General features: G+C 66.6%; 16 protein-coding genes. 6 read left to right on the top strand and 10 right to left on the bottom strand.

All coding sequences use genetic code 11. The features are described 5' to 3' along the window. Positions 1-84: 84 nt before the first annotated feature. The 3 genes from ACYKG1_RS08775 to ACYKG1_RS08765 form a co-directional block, all read right to left on the bottom strand. Positions 85-1650 (bottom strand): protein adenylyltransferase SelO, encoded by a 1566-nt coding sequence (locus tag ACYKG1_RS08775; RefSeq protein ID WP_478472405.1) that lies wholly within the window; start codon positions 1648-1650, stop codon positions 85-87. Positions 1651-1682: 32 nt separating this feature from the next. Then, a complete protein-coding gene (locus tag ACYKG1_RS08770) occupies positions 1683-2372 on the bottom strand; it encodes a glutathione S-transferase family protein (RefSeq protein WP_478472404.1) in 690 nt (229 codons plus the stop codon). Positions 2373-2505: 133 nt separating this feature from the next. Next, complete coding sequence (locus tag ACYKG1_RS08765; RefSeq protein WP_005416210.1) at positions 2506-2715, bottom strand: cold-shock protein; 210 nt, start codon at positions 2713-2715, stop codon at positions 2506-2508. Positions 2716-3017: 302 nt separating this feature from the next. Here ACYKG1_RS08765 and ACYKG1_RS08760 point away from each other — a divergent pair, with 302 nt between their 5' ends. Then, on the top strand, positions 3018-3506 hold the full coding sequence (locus tag ACYKG1_RS08760; protein WP_100472018.1) for a YaiI/YqxD family protein: 489 nt from the start codon (positions 3018-3020) through the stop codon (positions 3504-3506). Positions 3507-3510: 4 nt separating this feature from the next. On the opposite strand, the gene ACYKG1_RS08755 is transcribed toward ACYKG1_RS08760, so the two are convergent. Then, a complete protein-coding gene (locus ACYKG1_RS08755) occupies positions 3511-4389 on the bottom strand; it encodes a pseudouridine synthase (RefSeq protein ID WP_478472403.1) in 879 nt (292 codons plus the stop codon). A gap of 124 nt (positions 4390-4513) precedes the next feature. Between ACYKG1_RS08755 and ACYKG1_RS08750 the strand changes: the two genes are divergently transcribed. The 3 genes from ACYKG1_RS08750 to ACYKG1_RS08740 all read left to right on the top strand — a co-directional run bounded on the left by ACYKG1_RS08750 (position 4514) and on the right by ACYKG1_RS08740 (position 8404). Beyond that, the gene (locus ACYKG1_RS08750) at positions 4514-5062 is read left to right on the top strand and encodes a YaeQ family protein (RefSeq protein WP_049425172.1); all 549 of its coding nucleotides are present in this window, start codon (positions 4514-4516) and stop codon (positions 5060-5062) included. After that, positions 5059-6243: a BaiN/RdsA family NAD(P)/FAD-dependent oxidoreductase gene (locus tag ACYKG1_RS08745; RefSeq protein ID WP_478472401.1), complete on the top strand. Its 1185-nt coding sequence runs from the start codon at positions 5059-5061 to the stop codon at positions 6241-6243. The genes ACYKG1_RS08750 and ACYKG1_RS08745 overlap by 4 nt, the downstream gene beginning before the upstream one ends. 91 nt (positions 6244-6334) lie before the next feature. Then, entirely contained in the window at positions 6335-8404 is a 2070-nt protein-coding gene (locus ACYKG1_RS08740; protein WP_478472400.1) for an EAL domain-containing response regulator, read from the top strand. A gap of 75 nt (positions 8405-8479) precedes the next feature. Here the strand turns inward: ACYKG1_RS08740 and fabV are convergent, their stop codons facing one another. From fabV to queA, 6 genes are all read right to left on the bottom strand, one after another. Then, complete coding sequence (gene fabV / locus ACYKG1_RS08735; protein WP_478472398.1) at positions 8480-9739, bottom strand: enoyl-ACP reductase FabV; 1260 nt, start codon at positions 9737-9739, stop codon at positions 8480-8482. Positions 9740-10384: 645 nt separating this feature from the next. Continuing rightward, entirely contained in the window at positions 10385-11365 is a 981-nt protein-coding gene (secF, locus tag ACYKG1_RS08730; protein WP_262226966.1) for a protein translocase subunit SecF, read from the bottom strand. A 15-nt stretch (positions 11366-11380) separates the two neighbouring features. Beyond that, positions 11381-13237, bottom strand: a complete 1857-nt coding sequence (gene secD, locus ACYKG1_RS08725) for a protein translocase subunit SecD (protein WP_478472396.1) — start codon at positions 13235-13237, stop codon at positions 11381-11383. Positions 13238-13298: 61 nt separating this feature from the next. Continuing rightward, entirely contained in the window at positions 13299-13643 is a 345-nt protein-coding gene (yajC, locus tag ACYKG1_RS08720) for a preprotein translocase subunit YajC (protein WP_087922285.1), read from the bottom strand. A gap of 134 nt (positions 13644-13777) precedes the next feature. Continuing rightward, entirely contained in the window at positions 13778-14908 is a 1131-nt protein-coding gene (tgt, locus tag ACYKG1_RS08715; RefSeq protein WP_006434331.1) for a tRNA guanosine(34) transglycosylase Tgt, read from the bottom strand. Positions 14909-15013: 105 nt separating this feature from the next. Then, positions 15014-16081 carry a tRNA preQ1(34) S-adenosylmethionine ribosyltransferase-isomerase QueA gene (gene queA / locus ACYKG1_RS08710; RefSeq protein ID WP_478472395.1) on the bottom strand — a complete coding sequence of 356 codons (1068 nt, stop codon included), beginning with the start codon at positions 16079-16081 and terminating at the stop codon, positions 15014-15016. 210 nt (positions 16082-16291) lie between these two features. Here queA and ACYKG1_RS08705 point away from each other — a divergent pair, with 210 nt between their 5' ends. Together ACYKG1_RS08705 and ACYKG1_RS08700 are read left to right on the top strand one after the other, a co-directional pair. Continuing rightward, positions 16292-17788 (top strand): aminotransferase class III-fold pyridoxal phosphate-dependent enzyme, encoded by a 1497-nt coding sequence (locus ACYKG1_RS08705; protein ID WP_100472011.1) that lies wholly within the window; start codon positions 16292-16294, stop codon positions 17786-17788. 117 nt (positions 17789-17905) lie between these two features. Continuing rightward, entirely contained in the window at positions 17906-18499 is a 594-nt protein-coding gene (locus tag ACYKG1_RS08700; protein WP_100472010.1) for an LOG family protein, read from the top strand. Positions 18500-18511 lie beyond the last annotated feature (12 nt).

The following is an 18511-nucleotide window of genomic DNA, read 5'->3' as shown; positions in this document are numbered from 1 at the left end:
CCATCAGCAATCCAGAGCGGCTTTGGCTTTGGCTTCGGCTGTTGCCTCTGCGGGTGCAGGGCGCAGCCCTGCCGAAACCCACCCTCAGGAGCTGCAGGACAGCATCGAGCAGCCGGCACGGTTGTCGGCCCACGCCGGGCGTTTGCCGGCGAAGTGTTCATACCCCGGGCGTTCGGTGTAAGGGTCACGCAGAACATCCTGCAGTGCATGAACACCGCCGAGGTCACCCTGCTCCGCGCGGTCGATCGCCTCCTGGGCCAGCCAGTTGCGCAGCACGTACAGCGGGTTCGCCGCCGTCATCTTCGCCATGCGTTCGCTGGCCGACAGCGGATCGCGGTGCAGGCGCGCCGCGTAGTCCTGCAGCCACTGCTGCAACGGCGCCTGCACCGCCTGCTGGCGCGCGTCGTCGTAGTACACCGCGTCCAGCAGCGCCGCATCCGGTGCCGCCGGATCGAGACGCATCAGCGCGCGCCACGCCAGGGTCATGTCCATGGCACCGTCCTGCATCAGCTGCTGCCAGCGCTGATAGAGCTGCAGGTCATCATCATCCGCCGCAGCCAGCCCCAGCTTCGCTGCAGCATCGCGGCGCGTGCAGGCCACGAAGGTGGACTGGTAGGCCGACAGGCCCGCCTGCAGCGGTGCGACATCGCCGAACAACGGCGACAACGCCTGCGCCAACCGGCCCAGGTTCCAGTACGCCACCTGCGGCTGGGTACCGAAGCGGTAGCGGCGACCCTGTGCGTCGGTGGTGTTCGGTGTCCAGTCCGGATCGAAGTCTTCGATCCATCCATAGGGGCCGTAGTCCAGTGTCAGGCCGAGCACGGACAGGTTGTCAGTGTTCATCACACCGTGCACGAAGCCGACGCGCATCCAGTGCGCGACCATCTCGGCCGTGCGCACCGCGATCCGCGCGAACCAGTCGCCGTACAGCGCCTCGCCCTGCCCGTCCAGCTCAGGGAAATCGCGGGCGATGCAGGTGTCCACCAACTGTTGCAGCAGTGCGGTTTCGCCACGCGAGGCCGGCAGCTCGAACGAACCGAAGCGCAGGAACGACGGCGAAACCCGGCACACGATGGCACCCGGCTCGGCACGCGGGTGGCCGTCGTAGAACATGTCGCGCACCACGTCTTCACCGGTGCCAACCAGCGACAACGCGCGCGTGGTCGGCACGCCCAGGTGGTGCATCGCTTCGCTGCACAGGAATTCGCGGATGGATGAGCGCAGCACTGCGCGCCCATCGACGCCGCGCGAATACGGCGTGGGGCCGGCCCCCTTCAGCTGCAGCTCCCAATGGCGGCCGTCCGGCGCAACCAGCTCGCCCAGCGAAATCGCACGTCCGTCGCCGAGCTGGCCGGCCCAGTGACCAAACTGGTGGCCACCGTAGTTGGCGGCCCATGGCTGCATGCCGGGGTACAGCGCATTGCCGCCGAACACCTGCGCGAAGCCCTCGCTCTCGACCTCAGCGGCATCGAAACCCAACAGCCCGGCCACTTCCGGCGACCAGGCCAGCAGCGTGGGCGCCGACACCGGGGTCGGCATCACCGGCGACCAGGCCGCGCCCCGCACTTCGCGGCGGCGCCGGCCGGATTCGGGGTCGCCTGGCAGGGTGTGCAGCAGGCGGTTATCGAAACGGGGGCTGTCGGTATCCATGGTGCTGAAGATGGGGGCGACGGCCGCCCGCCTCAATTGCCGCTGAGCGCCTGAAGGTGACCACCGTGGGCCTCGGCACGCTGGTAGGCCGGGCGCTCACCGATGCGCTTGAGGAAGCCGCGCAGCGCCGGCTTGTCGTCGAGGCCACCACCACGCGCGGCAGCGGCCTGGATCGGGAAGCTCATCTGGATGTCGGCCGCACTGAAGCGTTCGCCGGCAAACCACGGGCTTTCGGACAAGCGGCGCTCCATCCAGTCCAGGTGCAGGCGCCGCTGCGGCCCAACGAAGCCGCGCTCGGCCTTGTCGGCGATGCTGCGCGCGATCGGGCGGGCAAAGAAGGGCATCGGCGCGTTGCGGATGCGTCCCATCACCAGGGTCAGCAGCAGTGGCGGCATCGCCGAGCCTTCGGCGTAGTGCAGCCAGTAGCGGTAGGCGATGCGCTCGGCTCCGTCGGCCGGCATCGGTGACGGCGACAGCTGGCGTTGCGTGTCGTAGCGGTCAGCAAGGTAGTCGAGAATCGCGCCGGACTCTGCCAGTACCAGCTCGCCATCCTGCAGCACCGGCGACTTGCCAAGCGGATGCACGTTATGCAGTTCCGGCGGCGCCAGCAACGTCTTCGGATCACGCGGATAGCGGCGCAGTTCGTAGTCCAGCCCCAGCTCCTCCAGCATCCACAACACGCGCAGCGAACGGGAGTTTTCCAGGTGGTGGACGATGCGCATGGGGGTGATCCCTTGGGGAGACACGCATCGTACCGCGCATGGCGCATTGCTCGGCTACGAAAAAACAACGGCAACAAAAAACGCCGGAAGCTTTCGCTTCCGGCGTTCTGGCTACCCAACGGTAGCAGACGGATTAGACCGCCTGCACCTGGTCAGCCTGCATACCCTTCTGACCCTGGACGGCGATGAAGGTAACCTTCTGGCCTTCCTGCAGGGTCTTGAAGCCGGTGCCCTGGATCGCGCGGAAGTGCACGAACAGGTCCGGGCCGCTTTCCGGGGTGATGAAGCCGAAGCCCTTGGCGTCGTTGAACCACTTGACGGTGCCGGTCTGACGTTCAGACATTTTACTAACTCCTGAAACACATGTTGAAAAAAATCGCAGCCACCGGGTATCGGGGCCGAGACTGAGTTGCAGGCGTTGGTAAAGCGGATCGATGAGTGGATCGTGAGATCAACTGCACCAGGCCACGATTCACGGTGACCCTAGCAAACACAGTGGGTCGCACGATACGCGTGTTTTCTGCAAAAAGCGATAGTCCCGACGTTCATGGGAACCCGTCACCCGCTAGGCGCGGCAAGGGTTGGCAGCCTTTCGCGGCTAACTCCGAGCCCCCATTCAGGATTTTCCTACCCTACACTGGGTAAATGACTGAAGCCGAAACCCCCGCTGAACACGCCTCCCCCCGCATCTGGGTGGATGCTGACGCCTGCCCCACCGTCATTCGCGACATCCTGTTCCGTGCAGCTGAACGGGTCGGGATCGAGCTGACCCTGGTTGCCAACCAGTGGATTCGCACCCCGCCCTCGCGCTGGCTGCGCTCGATCCAGGTGCCGCAGGGGCTGGACGTAGCCGACAGCGCCATCGTCGAGCGGGTCGCCGCAGGCGACCTGGTGGTCACCCAGGACATCCCACTGGCCGCGCTGGTGCTGGAGAAGAAGGCCGTCGCGCTGAACCCGCGCGGCCAGTTGTACACGCCGAACAACATGGCCGAACGGCTGTCGATGCGGAATTTCATGGAGGAACTGCGCGGCGCCGGGGTCCAGACCGGCGGACCGCCGCCCCTGGGGTCCCGCGACCGGCAGCTGTTCGCCGCCGAGCTGGACCGCTGGCTGGCGCGACGCCCGGCCCGCTGACGGGCTAGCCGCCCTCAGCCGGCAGGCTCAGGCTGCGGCCGCTGCTGAACATCCGTCGTTCGCCACTCAACGGGTCGTCGAAGCCCAGGCCCCGCGCCAGAAGCTGCAGCGGCGCCTCAGCGACGTTCGGCGGACGTTGCTGAAGCTGGGGGTACAGCGTGTCACCCACGATCGGCGCCCCCAGCATGGCCATGTGCACGCGCAACTGATGCTTGCGGCCGGTTTCCGGCAGCAGCCGGTACCGCCAGACCGGCCCTTCGGCCTCGATCAGCTCGATCCGGCTGCGCGCATTGGGTTCGCCGGGCACCTGGGCCATCCGGAAGAACGGCTCGCCCGGCACCAGACGGCTGTCCCGCTGCAACGGGAACTCCCGCCCCGGCAGCGCCGGTGCCAGGGCTTCATAGGTCTTTTCGATGCACCGCTCACGGAACAGGCGCTGGTAAGCATCACGCGACGCACGCTGGGTCGAGAACAGCACCAGCCCGGCCGTCAGCCGATCCAGCCGGTGCAGCGGCACCAGATCGGCATTGCCGGTGCGGGCGACCAGCCGCGCCAGCAACGTCTCGCGCACATGCCCACCGGCCGGTGTCACCGGCAGGAAATGCGGCTTGTCGGCCACCAGCAGGTGCGCATCCAGATGAACGATGGTCTCGGCGAAGGGAACCACCGGCTCATCGGCCACTTCGCGGAAGTACTGGATGTCCAGCCCGACCTGCCAGGGCATGCCCGGCGCGAGCACCCTGCCCTGCGCATCCAGCACACGGCCACGCGCGAAGCGATCCTGCCATTGCGCGCGCGCGATGCGCGGGAAACGTGCACACAGGCCATCCAGCAGGGTGGCCCAGGGGCCGGGCGGCAGCTGCAGCCGGCTGGGCAAGCTCATGGCGTCCACTCCGGCCACGGGAAAGAACGCAAGAGTGCCATCGTTGACGGCATGCAGACAGCCCAGCCACGGACACCCCCGGAGCAAACCTCTATCATTGTCGTCTTTAGTCCACGGATCCCCCATGGCTCTTACTGCCACCATCCGCAAGGCCGAACTGCAGATCAGCGACATGGATCGCGGTTACTACGCGACCCACAACCTGACCCTGGCCCAGCATCCGTCCGAGACCGACGAGCGCCTGATGGTGCGCCTGCTCGCCTTCGCGCTGAGCGCAGGCGATCGCCTGGAGTTCGGCCGCGGCCTGAGCACCGATGACGAGCCCGATCTGTGGGAACACGACTACACCGGCGACATCCTGCAGTGGATCGACCTGGGCCATCCGGACGAGTCGCGCATCCGCAAGGCCAGCAATCGCAGCCGCCAGGTGCAGGTGGTCAACTACGGCGGCAACGCCTCGGACATCTGGTGGGGCAAGCAGGGCAAGGGCCTGGCACGTTTCGACAATCTCTCGGTGGTCGATCTGGACGGCGAATTCGTCGAGCGCTGGGGCCAGCAGATCCAGCGTGCCATGCGCTGGAGCGTGCTGATCCAGGACGGCGAGGTGCAGCTGCTCAACGACCAGATCCAGCTCGACGTGATCCCGAACTGGCGCAAGCGCGCCAAGGCATGAGCACGATCCGTTGCGATGTGGTGGTCATCGGCGCCGGCGCGGCTGGACTGATGACCGCGATCACCGCCGGCCAGCGCGGCCGCCAGGTGCAGGTGATCGACCATGCCAACAAAGTCGGCAAGAAGATCCTGATGTCCGGCGGTGGCCGCTGCAACTTCACCAACACCGGCACCACCCCGGCCAACTTCCTGTCGGCCAACCCGCACTTCTGCAAGTCGGCTTTGGCCCGCTACACGCCCTGGCACTTCATCGAGCTGGTGCACAAGCACGGCATCGCCTATCACGAAAAGGAACTGGGGCAGCTGTTCTGCGATGTCTCGTCCAAACAGATCGTGAAGATGCTGGTGGACGAATGCCAGGCAGCAGGCGTACAGATCCGTACCGAATGCAGCGTGCAGCGCATTGAGCACGGCAGCGATGGTTTCCGCGTGCACACCACCCAGGGCCTGTTCCATTGCGCCTCGCTGGTGGTTGCCACCGGTGGCCTGTCGATTCCCAGCATGGGGGCCAGCGGCTTTGGCTATGAAGTGGCCCGCCAGTTCGGCCACCAGGTGCTGCCGACCCGCGCCGGCCTGGTGCCGCTGACCCTCAGTGGCAAGCACCAGGAGCGGCTGGCCGACCTCAGCGGCGTCGCACTGCCGATCGAGGCGCGCTGCAACGGAAAGAGTTTCCAGAACTTCATGCTGCTGACCCACCGTGGCGTGAGCGGCCCGGCCATCCTGCAGATCTCTTCGTTCTGGCAGCCCGGCGATGCGCTGGAGCTGGACCTGCTGCCGGGCCAGGATGCCGGCGAGTGGCTGCGCCAGATGAAGCGCGACCGCCCCGCCGCCGAGCTGCGCACGGTGCTGGGCGAGGTGCTGCCGAAGCGGTTGGCGCAGCGCCTGTGCGAGCACTGGCTGCCCGACCGCCCGGTGCGCCAGCTGGACGAGCCAGTGCTGCGCCAGGCCGCGCAGCTGCTGGGCGCATTCCCGCTGGTGGCCAGCGGCACGGAAGGCTACCGCACCGCCGAGGTCACCCTGGGCGGCGTGGACACCGCCGAGGTGTCATCCTCGACGATGGAATCCAAGCGCGTACCCGGCCTGCACTTCGTTGGCGAGGTGCTGGACGTGACCGGCTGGCTGGGCGGCTACAACTTCCAATGGGCCTGGGCCAGCGGCCACGCAGCGGGCGGCGTGGTGTGAACCACTTGGCCGTTCGATGCACGCAAGGGAGGCGCGCATGGACGGTTCGCCGCGCATCGTGTATCTAGATTCGCAGATTGGGGAGCAGTGCATGCAGAACGCGAACGACATCACCATCCGCCTGCTGATCGTCGATGACAGCGGCGAGAATGCCGAAGCCATCGTCAGCACCCTGCGCAACAGCGGCATCGCGGTACGCCCGTGGCGCCCGCAGGATGCGGCCGAACTGGCCCAGGTCCTGGCCGGCCAGGCCATCGACCTGGTGCTGGCCTCGCCTTCGCAGGGCATCCCGCTGCAGCTGGCGGCCCAGCACATCGCCGCCAGCGGCAAGGACATTCCGCTGGTACTGCTGGCCGAACGCATCGATGAGGACGAACTGGTGCAGGCCAGCAGCCATGGCATCCGTGCCGTAGCCCTGCGCCAGCGCCCCGAGCATCTGCTCGCCGTGGTCCGCGACCAGTGGGTGGACCTGCAGGCGCGTCGCGGCCTGCGCCGCATCGAGGCACAGATGCGCGAGACCGAGCGCCGCTGTGACGCGCTGATCGCCTCCTCGCGCGACCCCATCGCCTACGTGCATGAAGGCATGCACATCCGTGCCAACGACGCCTACCTGGAGATGTTCGGCTACGAGCATTTCGACGACATCGAAGGCATTTCGCTGCTGGACATGGTCGCGGCCCAGCACGTGGAGGGCTTCAAGCAACTGTTGAAGGGACTCAGTCGCGGCGAGGCGCCGCCGCCGCAATACCAGCTCGACGCGCGCCACGAGGACGGCAGTGCGTTCCCGGCGACAATGGAGTTTGCCGCTGCCACCTACGAGGGCGAGTCCTGCCTGCAGGTGGTGCTCCGCCGCCGCATGGAGTTCGACCCCGAGCTGGCGCGCGAGGTCGAGGACCTGCGCCAGCGCGACCAGGTTACCGGCCTGCTCAACCGGCCGACCTTCATGCTGCAACTGGAAAGCGCGGTGGCCCAGGCCGGGCGCAGCGAGGGCCAGTTCGGCCTGCTGCTGATCGAACCGGACCACTACGCGCGACTGCTGCCGGACATCGGCCTGGCGTCGGCCGACACCCTGATCGGCGCGCTCGCCGCGCTGCTGGCCGAGGTGGTCGGCGAGGACGCGCAGCTGGCCCGCTTCGGTGAACATAATTTCGCCGTGCTGCAGGCCGGGCCTTATGCACAGACCGTGGCGCTGGCCGAGCGCATCCGCGAGGCCTATGCCGCGCATGTCTTCAGCATCGGCGCACGCTCGGCCACGGTAACGGTCAGCACTGGCGGCGTGCAGGTGGGCGAGAAGATCGCCAGCATCGGCCAGGTGCTGGCGCGTGCAAGCGAATGCACCCATGCCGCAGCCGAACTGGGCAACACCTGCCGTATCTTCGACCCCGCCGCCGCCGACCGTGTGGAGGAAGAGCGCGTGCTGCGCTGGGTCGCGCGTATCCGCGAGGCACTGGCCGGCGATGGCTTCCAGCTGCACTACCAGCCGGTGCTGAACCTGCAGGGCGAGCCGCTGGAGCTGTACGAGGCCTACCTGCGCCTGGAGAACAATGGCGAGCTGCTGAGCCCGACCGCATTCCTGGGCATCGCCGAGGAACACGGCCTGCTGGCCGACATCAACCGCTGGGTGGTCTCGCAGGCCATCGCAGTGCTCGGCCAGCGCGCGCGCGAAGGCAACGCCACCCAGGTTCTGGTGAAGGTGACGCCGGAATCGTTCGACGACCCGCAGATGATCGCCACCCTGCGCCGCGAGCTGCAGGCACAGGGCGTGCCCGGCGAACGGCTGTGGCTGCATGCACCGGAAGCGAAGGTGTTCACCCACCTGCGCAGCGCGCAGCAGTTTCTCGCCGAAGTGGCACCGCTGGGCTGCCGCATCGGCCTGGAGCAGTTCGGCTCGGGGCTGGATTCGTTCCAGCTGCTGGCCCACTTCCAGCCGCAGTTCCTCAAGCTGGACCGCGGTTTCACCAGCGATCTGGCGGCCACGCGCGAGAACATCGACCGTATCAGCCAGATTACCGCGCGTGCGCAGGAAGCCGGCATCTGCACCATTGCCGAGTTCGTCAGCGATGCCAATTCGATGACCCTGTTGTTCAGTGCCGGCGTGGATTACGTGCAGGGTGACTTCGTCGGCCCTGCGCTGCCGGAAATGGGCTTCGAGTTCGGGTGATACCTACCTGCAGAGCCGGGCATCGCTTGGCTCTACAGAACGCAGAAGGCCGGCATTCGCCGGCCTTCTGTTTGATCAGGTCATGTCGACCAGATTGTCGATCTTCACATCCGGATTGACGTCGGCCTCGTAGTCCACGCCTTCCACGCCAAAGCCGAACAAGCGCAGGAAATCGGCCTTGTAGCCGGCCAGGTCGCTGATCTCGTACAGGTTCTCGTTGGTGACCTGCGGCCACAGCGCCACCACCTTGCCCTGCACGTCCGCAGCCATTTCCTTGTAGTCAGCACGCAGTCGACCTTCCTCGTCGACCAGCGCCACGGTGTGACCGTCGCCGTCAACCAGATCGTGACGCAGGCGATCGACCGCCACGCCATCGGACTTGCCGCCGTAGAGAATGTCGTACAGCACGTCGAGCTGCTCGATGCAGCCTTCGTGGGTGCCCTTTTCCTTCATCACCTTGAACAGCAGCGACAGGTACAGCGGCATGGTCGGAATGGCCGAACTGGCCTGGGTGACCACCGCCTTCAGCACCGATACGCGTGCGTCACCACCAATCCTGGCCAGCTTCTCGCGCAGGCCCAGCACCTTGGTGTCCAGATCCTTCTTGGCGGCACCGATCGAGCCATTCCAGTAGATCGCCTGGGTGATTTCTTCGCCCACATAGGTGAAGGCGGTGGTGGTGCAGCCGTTGGCCAGCACGCCGGCATCGGCCAGTGCATCGATCCACATCTGCCAGTCCTCGCCGCCCATCACCGCGACGGTGCCGGCGATCTCTTCCGGGGTCGCCGGCTGCAGATGGGTCTCGGTCAGCACTTCCTTGTCGGTGTCCAGGCCGCGCAGCGTGATCGGCTCGCCGATCGGCTTCAGCGTGGAACTGATGATCTCGCCGGTCTTCGGGTGCTTGCGGCGCGGCGCAGCCAGGCTGTAGACGACCTGGTCCACCTGGCCGAGATCGGCCTTGATCATTTCGATGGTCTTCGCCTTCACTTCATCGGAGAAGGCATCGCCGTTGATGCTCTTGGCGTACAGGCCGGCTTCCGCAGCGTACGTGTGGAACGCAGCCGAGTTGTACCAACCCGCGGTACCCGGCTTGGTTTCGCTGCCCGGGCGTTCGAAGAAGATGCCCAGTGTGGCGGCGCCGCTGCCGAAGGCCGCGGTGATGCGTGCAGCCAGGCCGTAGCCGGTCGAGGCGCCGATCACCAGCACGCGCTTGGGGCCGTTCTGGATCGGCGGACGCGCGCGGATGTAGTCGATCTGCTGCTTGACCGCAGCCTCGCAGCCGGTCGGATGGGTGGTGACGCAGATGAAGCCGCGGACGCGCGGTTTGATGACCATGAATACCTCGGGTTGGCAATGCGGCGCACGGGGCGCTCAGCAGGAATACGGGCGCGCGCCTGCGCGCGCGAACCGCAGGATCGTAGTGCGCGGGGGAAGATTGCACAACCGACGCTGGCGTAGGGTGGTGTTTGTTTTGCAGGGTTGCACCCTGCACCCGCTGGAAGCCAGAGCAACGTCAACGTCAAAAGCTGGGTTCCTGTGGGTTGGCGGGGTGGGTCCGGTTGCGGGGGACGCCGTAAATCCGTCCCTGTAGGCTTGGCCGCGGCATCCATGCCGCGGACACCCCCGCAACCGGACCCACCCCGCCTTCGACAGTTTCCCGCGATCTGTCGGACATGTCGCCGCTGCTGTTGGTGGGTGCCGACCGTTGGTCGCCACGGTTGAATTCATTCGATATCTGACAGATGTGCCGACCAACGGTCGGCACCCACCATCAGCCGTGCGGAACCGGTCTGGGGCAGAGCCCCCTGAGTCAGGGGGCGGCCGCGAAGCGGCGGGGGTCTGGGAGCTGGTAAGTGGGGCCCACGGTTCGCGCAGAGAAGCGTGGGAGCGACAGCGCGCATGCGATGACGCGTACCAGCCCTGCCCACAAAAAACCCCGCTTGCGCGGGGTTCTCTGTGTGTTGCGTGCAGCGCGAACGCTTACGGGCGACGGGCCAGGGCCTCGACGTCCTTCGCCTTCGGCAGCAGGTCCTGCTTGCTGACGCGCAGGAAACCGATCGTCAGCATCGGCACCGCCACCAGGATCGAGGACAGCACCACGATCACCGCACCGATCATGTGCGTCTCGGCCAGGCCTTCCATCGAGCTGCCGCCGTACATGTACAGGGCAAGCGCGGACAGGAAGAACATCACCGCAGTGATCACCGTACGCGACAGCGTCTGGTTGATCGAACGGTTCAGCACTTCCATCGAGTCCACTCGCAGGCTGCGGAAGTTCTCGCGGACGCGGTCGAAGACCACGATCAGATCGTTGATCGCAAAGCCCATCACCGACAGCAGGCCAGCCAGCACGGTCAGGTCGAACTCACGGCCCAGCAGGGACACGTAAGCCACCGTCACGATCAGGTCGAACATCGCCACGATGCTGGCGGTAACCGCGAACTTCCATTCGAAGCGCACGGCGATGTAGATCAGGAAGCCGGCCAGCATGAAGATGGTGGCGTACAAGCCATTCATCGCCAGGTCCTTGCCGATCTGCGGGCCCACGAACTCGTTGCGGAGCACGGTGGCCTGGTTGTCGGCGGTGGACAGCGCCTTCACGACGGCGGCAGCGGTGGCCTTGTCCTCGTGCGCGGCGTCGCCGGTGCCGGCAGCGTGCTCACCGTGCGGGGCCAGGCGGATCAGCAGGTCGGTGTTGCCACCGACGCTCTGCACCTGGGCGCCGTCAAAGCCGCTCTGCTCGAGCTTGGTGCGGACCTGCTCGACGTCCACCGCCTTGTCGAAGCGGGCTTCGATCAGGGTGCCACCGGTGAAGTCCAGCGCGTAATTGAAGCCCTTGACGCCGATGATGGCGACCGAGGCCAGGAACACGATGACCGTGACGACCATCGCGACATGGCGCCAGCGCATGAAGTCGATCTTGGTGTCGTTCGGGAGGATGTGCAGCGGAAACAGTTTCATGTGCGTGTCGTCCCGTCAGATGGCCACGTTCTGGAGCTTCTTGCGACGGCCGTAGATCAGCGTCGCCAGCGCACGCGACACGGTGATCGCGGTGAACATGGAGGCGAAAATACCGATGATCATGGTCAGCGCGAAGCCCTTCAGCGGACCGGTACCGAATGCGAACAGCGCCACGCCGACGATCAGGCCGGTCAGGTTGGCGTCGAGGATGGTGCCCGAGGCACGCTCGTAACCGGTCACGATCGCGGTCTTGCCCGGCACGCCGGCACGCAGTTCTTCACGGATGCGCTCGTTGATCAGCACGTTGGCGTCCACCGACAGGCCGACCGACAGCGCCAGGCCAGCGAAGCCAGGCAGCGTCATGGTCGCGCCGAACAGCGACATCACCGCCACCACGATCAGCAGGTTGAACAGCATCGCGAGCGAGGTGATCACGCCGAACATGCGGTAGTAGACGCTGAAGAACACCAGGGTGAACAGGAAGGCGAACACCACGGCGCGCATACCATTCTTGACGTTCTCGGCGCCCAGGCTCGGGCCGACCACACGCTCTTCGACGAAGTCCATCGGCGCGGCCAGCGAGCCGGACTTCAGCAGCTTGGCCAGGTCCTCGGCTTCCTTCTTCTGCAGGCCGGTGGTCTGGAAGTTCTTGCCGAACACGCCGTTGATGTTGGCCACCGAGATCACTTCCTCGTTGACCTTGAAGCCACGCACTTCCTGGCCGTCGACGACGGTCACCGTCGGCACGCGCTCGGTGTAGACCACCGCCATCGGCTTGTTCACGTTGGCGCTGGTGAAGTCGAACATGCGCTGGCCACCCACGTTGTTCAGCGTCACGCTGACCGCCGGCGAGCCACTGTTCGAATCGGTCACCGCCTGCGCGCCGACCATCTGGTCGCCGGTGACGATCACGCGCTTGTTCAGCAGGATCGGGCCGCGGCCGTCACGCTGCTGGTAGACCTTCGCTTCCGGCGGGATGCGGCCGGAGTTGATGGCGTCCTGCGCATTGCCTTCAACCACCGCGCGGTATTCCAGGGTGGCAGTGGCACCGATCATGCGCTTGGCTTCGGCAGTGTCCTGCACGCCCGGCAACTGCACGACCACGCGGTCGGCGCCCTGGCGCTGGATGATCGGCTCGGCCACGCCGAGCTGGTTCACGCGGTTGCGCAGGGTGTTGATGTTCTGCTCGATGGCGCCGTTGGCGATCTGCGCGATCTCGGTTTCCGGCACGGTCACCGTGATGCGGTTGCCACTGACGTCGTAGCCGAGGGTCGGCTGAGCCTTGACCAGGGCGGTACGGGCACGCTGCGCGGCGTCGTCACCGGCGGACGGGCTCAGGTTGGCGACGATGCTGTTGTCTGCGCGGCGCTCCACCGACTGGTAGGCGATGCGCGCGTCACGCAGGGTGCTGCGCACGTCTTCGGTGTAGGCGTCCAGGCGCTTGTCCAGGGCGGCCTTCTGGTCGACCTGCAGCACGAAGTGCACGCCACCCTGCAGGTCCAGGCCCAGCACCATCGGGCGACCGCCCAGCTTGGCCAACCAGTCCGGCACAGTCGAGGCCAGGTTCAGGGCCACGGTGTACTTTTCGCCAATCGTGTCACGCAGGGCATCGCTGGCAGCGGACTGCGCCTTCAGGTCCGGCAGGCGGACGATCAGGCTTTCCCCTTCCTTCTCGGCACCGATGGTGGTGACACCGGCCGTCTTCAGGTCGGCCAGCACACGGTCGCGCAGCGCATCGTCGATCTGCCCGCCACGGTTGGCGGTGATCTGGAGGGCCGGGTCCTTCTGGTAGATGTTGGGCAGCGCGTACAGCGTGCTGAGCGCCAGTACGATCAGGATGACGACGTACTTCCAGCGTGGAAATTCGAGCATTGCTTGGGTCCCGCGCGGCGCCATCCCCGGCGCCGCGGTTGTGCTTCGGAAAGGGAGTGGCTTACTTGGCCGAATCCAGGGTGCCGGTCGGCAGCACGCTGCCGACAGCGCCCTTCTGCACGCGGATGCGCACGTTCTCGGCCACTTCGATGGTGATGAAGTTGTCGCCGATGTCGGTGACCTTGCCGGCGATGCCGCCGTTGGTCAGCACTTCGTCGCCACGCTTGATCTTCTCCAGCATGGCCTTGTGCTCCTTCTGCCGCTTCATCTGCGGGCGGATCATCAGGAAGTACATGATGGCGATCAGGATGATCGGGAACAGCAGCGTGGTCAGGCCCATGCCCTGCGGTTGGCCGCCGGCGGCCTGGGCGTGGGCGGCGGGAATCAGGAAGGCAAGCAGGTTCATCGTTGGTCCTTTGGTTGGGCGGCGCTTCGGCCGTTTCACGGGCACGAGGTGTCGACCGCGGATCTGGGTCAGCCTTGAAGTATGCCACGGCCCCGGGCGTTCGTCCTTGGGCCGTTTGGCAGGGGGCGTTCGGGTTACAGGGGCGGCGCGACCGCCCCGCGTGCCGCGTAGAAGGACTCACGGAAGGCCAGGAAGGTTCCCGCCTCGATCGCCGCACGGATGTCGGCCATGAGCTTTTCGTAATAGAACAGGTTGTGCAGGGTGCCCAGCATCGGCGCCAGCATCTCGTTGCAGCGGTCCAGGTGGCGCAGGTAGGAACGGGTGTAGCCGCCGGTGCAGGCCACGCAGCCGCAGCCGGGCTCGATCGGGTCCATGTCGCGCGCGTACTGGGAGTTGCGGATGCGGACGGTGCCGAACGAGGTGAAATAGTGGCCGTTGCGGGCGTTGCGGGTCGGCATCACGCAGTCGAACATGTCCACGCCGCGGGCGACACCCTCAACCAGGTCCTCCGGTCGGCCCACCCCCATCAGATAGCGCGGGCGGTCACCCGGCAGCTCCGGATCCAGGTGGTCGAGCATGGCGTTGCGCTCGTGCTCCGGCTCGCCCACGGCCAGGCCGCCGATGGCATAGCCGTCGAAGCCGATCGCCTGCAGGGCTTCGGCCGAGCGGCTGCGCAGGTCGGTGTGCACGCCACCCTGGACGATGCCGAACAGGGCCGCGTCGTTGCCCAACTCGTCATGCGCGTTGCGGCTGCGCTGGGCCCAGCGCAGGCTCAGCTCCATCGAGCGGCGCGCCACATCCTCGGTGGCCGGGTACGGGGTGCACTCGTCGAAGATCATCACCACGTCCGAATCGAGCACCTTCTGGATCTTCATGCTCTCTTCCGGGCCCAGGAACACGCGGGCACCGTCGGTCGGCGAGGCGAAGGTCACGCCCTGCTCGGTGATCTTGCGGCGGTGGGCCAGCGAGAACACCTGGAAGCCGCCGGAGTCGGTCAGGATCGGGCCGTCCCAGCGGCAGAAGCCGTGCAGGCCGCCGTGGTCGGCGATGATGTCCAGGCCCGGGCGCAGGTACAGGTGGAAGGTGTTGCCGAGGATGATCTCGGCGCCCAGCGCACGCACCTGGTCCGGCAGGATGCCCTTGACCGAGCCATAGGTCCCCACCGGCATGAAGGCCGGCGTTTCCACCGTGCCGCGCGGGAAGGTCAGGCGGCCACGGCGGGCACGGCCGTCGCGGGTCTTGAGCTGGAACTGCAGTCGGGACATGGAGCGGTCATTCAGGCAAATAGTCGCCCATTGTCTCCCAAGAAGGCGTGCGCACCAAGGTGCGCACGCACAGGGGCCCCTGCCCTCCCGGGCTACCCTGCCGCCTCACCCCGCCTGCGGGAACAGCAGCATCGCGTCGCCGTAGCTGAAGAAGCGGTAGCGCTGCTCGATCGCGTGCTGGTAGGCCTCGAACACGCGCTCCTTGCCAGCGAACGCGGAAATCATCATCAGCAGCGTGCTTTCCGGCAGGTGGAAGTTGGTCACCATCGCGTCGACGCTGCGGATGCGGTAGCCCGGGGTGATGAAGATCTGCGTTTCACCCGCGAACGGCAGCAGCTCACCATCGCGCATCGCGCTTTCCAGCGCGCGCACCACGGTGGTGCCGACGCCGATCACGCGGCCGCCGGCGGCGCGCGTGCGCCGCACCTGCTGCACCAGTTCGGCGCCGACGTTCAGCCACTCGCGGTGCATCACGTGGTCCTTCAGGTCATCGGCGCGCACCGGCTGGAAGGTGCCCGCGCCCACGTGCAGGGTGACGTGGCCGAAGTCCACGCCCTTGTCCTTCAGCGCGGCCAGCAGCGGCTCGTCGAAATGCAGGCCGGCAGTCGGCGCGGCCACCGCACCCACTTCGCGCGCGAACACCGTCTGGTAGCGCTCGCGGTCGTCCACGCCCGGCTCGCGCTGGATGTAGGGCGGCAGCGGCAGGCGGCCGGCATGCAGCAGCCACTGTTCCAACGATTCCGGCACATGGAACTGCAGCACGTAGAACTCGCCGTCGCGGCCCAGCACTTCGGCTTCGCCCCCGGCATCCAGCGCGATGCGGCTGCCGGCCTTCGGCGACTTGCTGGCGCCCACCTGCGCGCGGGCCTGCTGGGCGCCGAGCAGGCGCTCGATCAGGATCTCGACGCGGCCGCCGCTGGCCTTCTGCCCGAACAGGCGCGCCGGGATCACCCGGGTGTCGTTGAACACCAGCAGGTCGCCCGGCTGCAGCAGCGACGGCAGGTCACGCACCTGCAGGTCGGTGAAGGCATCGGGCGTCGGCGGTACCAGCAGCAGGCGGCTTGCGGAACGTTCGGCCAGGGGCGCCTGTGCGATCAGTTCAGCCGGCAGGTCGTAATGGAAATCGGACTTCTTCAAGGCAGTGGGCGGCAACAGGTCGACAATGGCGCGCATTGTACGGCCAGCGTCTGCGAGCCGGCGCACTTCGCGGCGAACGTCGCGCAAAATGCTGCTATGCAGCAGGTTTCTGCGGGGTTATCGCGCAAAAAAACAAGTGCTAGCATCGAGTTGGAAGTCCGCTGCACGAGCCTGCCCCAAGCGCGCGTGATGACGCGCGTTTTGCTTTTGAAGACCCGTGCGACCCATTGTTTCAGGAGATCTGCAATGAGCTTCATCGAACGCCTCGCCCCCCTGCGCAACCAGCCCGGCACCCGCCTCACCTCCGGCCTGGACGATGCCACTCTGACCGCCCTGTCCGCCAACCACCCGCAGCTGATCGCCGCGGTGGACGCCGCCGCCGAGGAATTCGCGCGCGTGCAGGCCGACCTGGGGCCGCTGCTGGCGCAGGATGAACAGGCGCAGATCGACGCGATGCAGGACGGGTTCGTCAATTTCTATGCCGATGATGCAGTGACCCCGTACGTGGCGCTGGCCGCGCGCGGGCCGTGGGTGGTCACCCTGAAGGGCGCCGTGCTGTACGACGCCGGCGGCTACGGCATGCTCGGCTTCGGGCACACCCCGGATGCCGTGCTGGAGGCAATGGCCCGCCCGCAGGTGATGGCCAACATCATGACCCCCAGCCTGTCGCAGCAGCGATTCATCACCGCCCTGCGCGCCGAGATCGGCCACCGCCGTGGCGGCTGCCCGTTTGCGCGGTTCATGTGCCTGAATTCCGGCTCCGAGGCGGTTGGCCTGGCCGCGCGCATTGCCGACGTCAACGCCAAGCTGCAGACCGACCCGGGCGCGCGCCACGCCGGTGCGGCGATCAAGCGCGTGGTGGTCAAGGGCAGCTTCCATGGCCGTACCGACCGCCCTGCCCTGTATTCCGATTCCAGCCGCAAGAGCTACATGCAGCACCTGGCCAGCTATCGCGGCGAGGACTCGGTGATCACCGTGGCGCCTTATGACGAGGCCGGCCTGCGCAAGGTGTTCGAGGATGCCGCGCGCAACCAGTGGTTCATCGAAGCGGTATTCCTGGAGCCGGTGATGGGCGAAGGCGACCCCGGCCGCTCGGTGCCGCCGGCGTTCTATGCCGTGGCCCGTGAACTGACCCGTGCGCACGGCAGCCTGCTGCTGCTGGACTCGATCCAGGCTGGCCTGCGCGCGCATGGCGTGCTGTCGGTGGTCGATTACCCGGGCTTCGAAGGCCTGGATCCGCCGGACATGGAGACCTACTCCAAGGCGCTCAACGCCGCGCAGTACCCGCTGTCGGTGCTGGCGGTGACCGAGCATGCCGCGCAGCTGTACCGCAAGGGCATCTACGGCAACACCATGACCAGCAACCCGCGTGCACTGGACGTGGCCTGCGCCACCCTGGCGCAGCTGACCCCGCAGGTGCGTGCCAACATCGCCGAACGCGGTGCCGAAGCCGTGCGCAAGCTGGAACAGCTCAAGAGCGAACTGGGCGGCCTGATCACCAAGGTGCAGGGCACCGGCCTGCTGTTCTCCTGCGAGCTGGCCCCGCAGTTCAAGTGCTACGGCGCCAATTCCACCGAGGAATGGCTGCGACAGCACGGCATCAACGTGATCCATGGCGGCGAGAACTCGCTGCGCTTCACCCCGCACTTCGGCATGGACAGCGAGGAGCTGGACCTGCTGGTGGGCATGGTCGGCCGCGCCCTGCGTGAAGGCCCGCGCCGCGAGCAGGCTGCAGCGGCGTAAGCGGCCGCTTCGCTTCGGCGCTACAGAAGGGGATAATCCACCCGCACCCCGCCCGCAACCGCTGACCCGGTTGCTGGCGGGGCGTTTTCGTTTCCGCACCAAGAGACAAGACCCCCCATGAAGTCGATCTGCGTCTACTGTGGTTCCAACGCTGGCAGCAAGCCGGCCTATACCGAACGCGCCATTGCCCTGGGTGATCGCATCGCCCGTGACGGCCTGCGCCTGGTGTACGGCGGTGGAAACGTCGGCCTGATGGGAACCGTGGCCAATGCCGCGCTCGCCGCCGGCGGCGAGGTAACCGGCGTCATTCCGCGCCAGCTGGCCGACTGGGAAGTGGCCCACCGTGGCCTGACCGAACTGGAGATCGTCGGTTCGATGCATGAGCGCAAGTCGCGCATGTTCGACCTGGCCGACGGCTTCGTCACCCTGCCCGGTGGCTTCGGCACCATGGAAGAGATCTTCGAGATGCTGACCTGGCGCCAGCTGGGCATCGGCAACAAGCCGTGCGCGTTCCTCGACGTGGAAGGTTTCTACGCGCCGCTGATCGGCATGATCGACCGCATGGTGGAAGAGCGCTTCCTGCACCCGGACCAGCGCCAGGACCTGTGGTACGGCTCGGACATCGAAGAAATGCTGGAGTGGATGAAGAACTACCAGCCGGCGCAGGCCTCGAAGTGGATTGACGAGAAGCGCCGCGCCGCCCTGCGTTGATGCAGCCGCAAG

It is taken from the genome of Stenotrophomonas sp. 85239_Sma, from assembly GCF_056481725.1.
The sequence above is the reverse complement of the archived record's forward strand: the minus strand, read 5'-3'. Positions and strand labels throughout refer to the sequence as shown.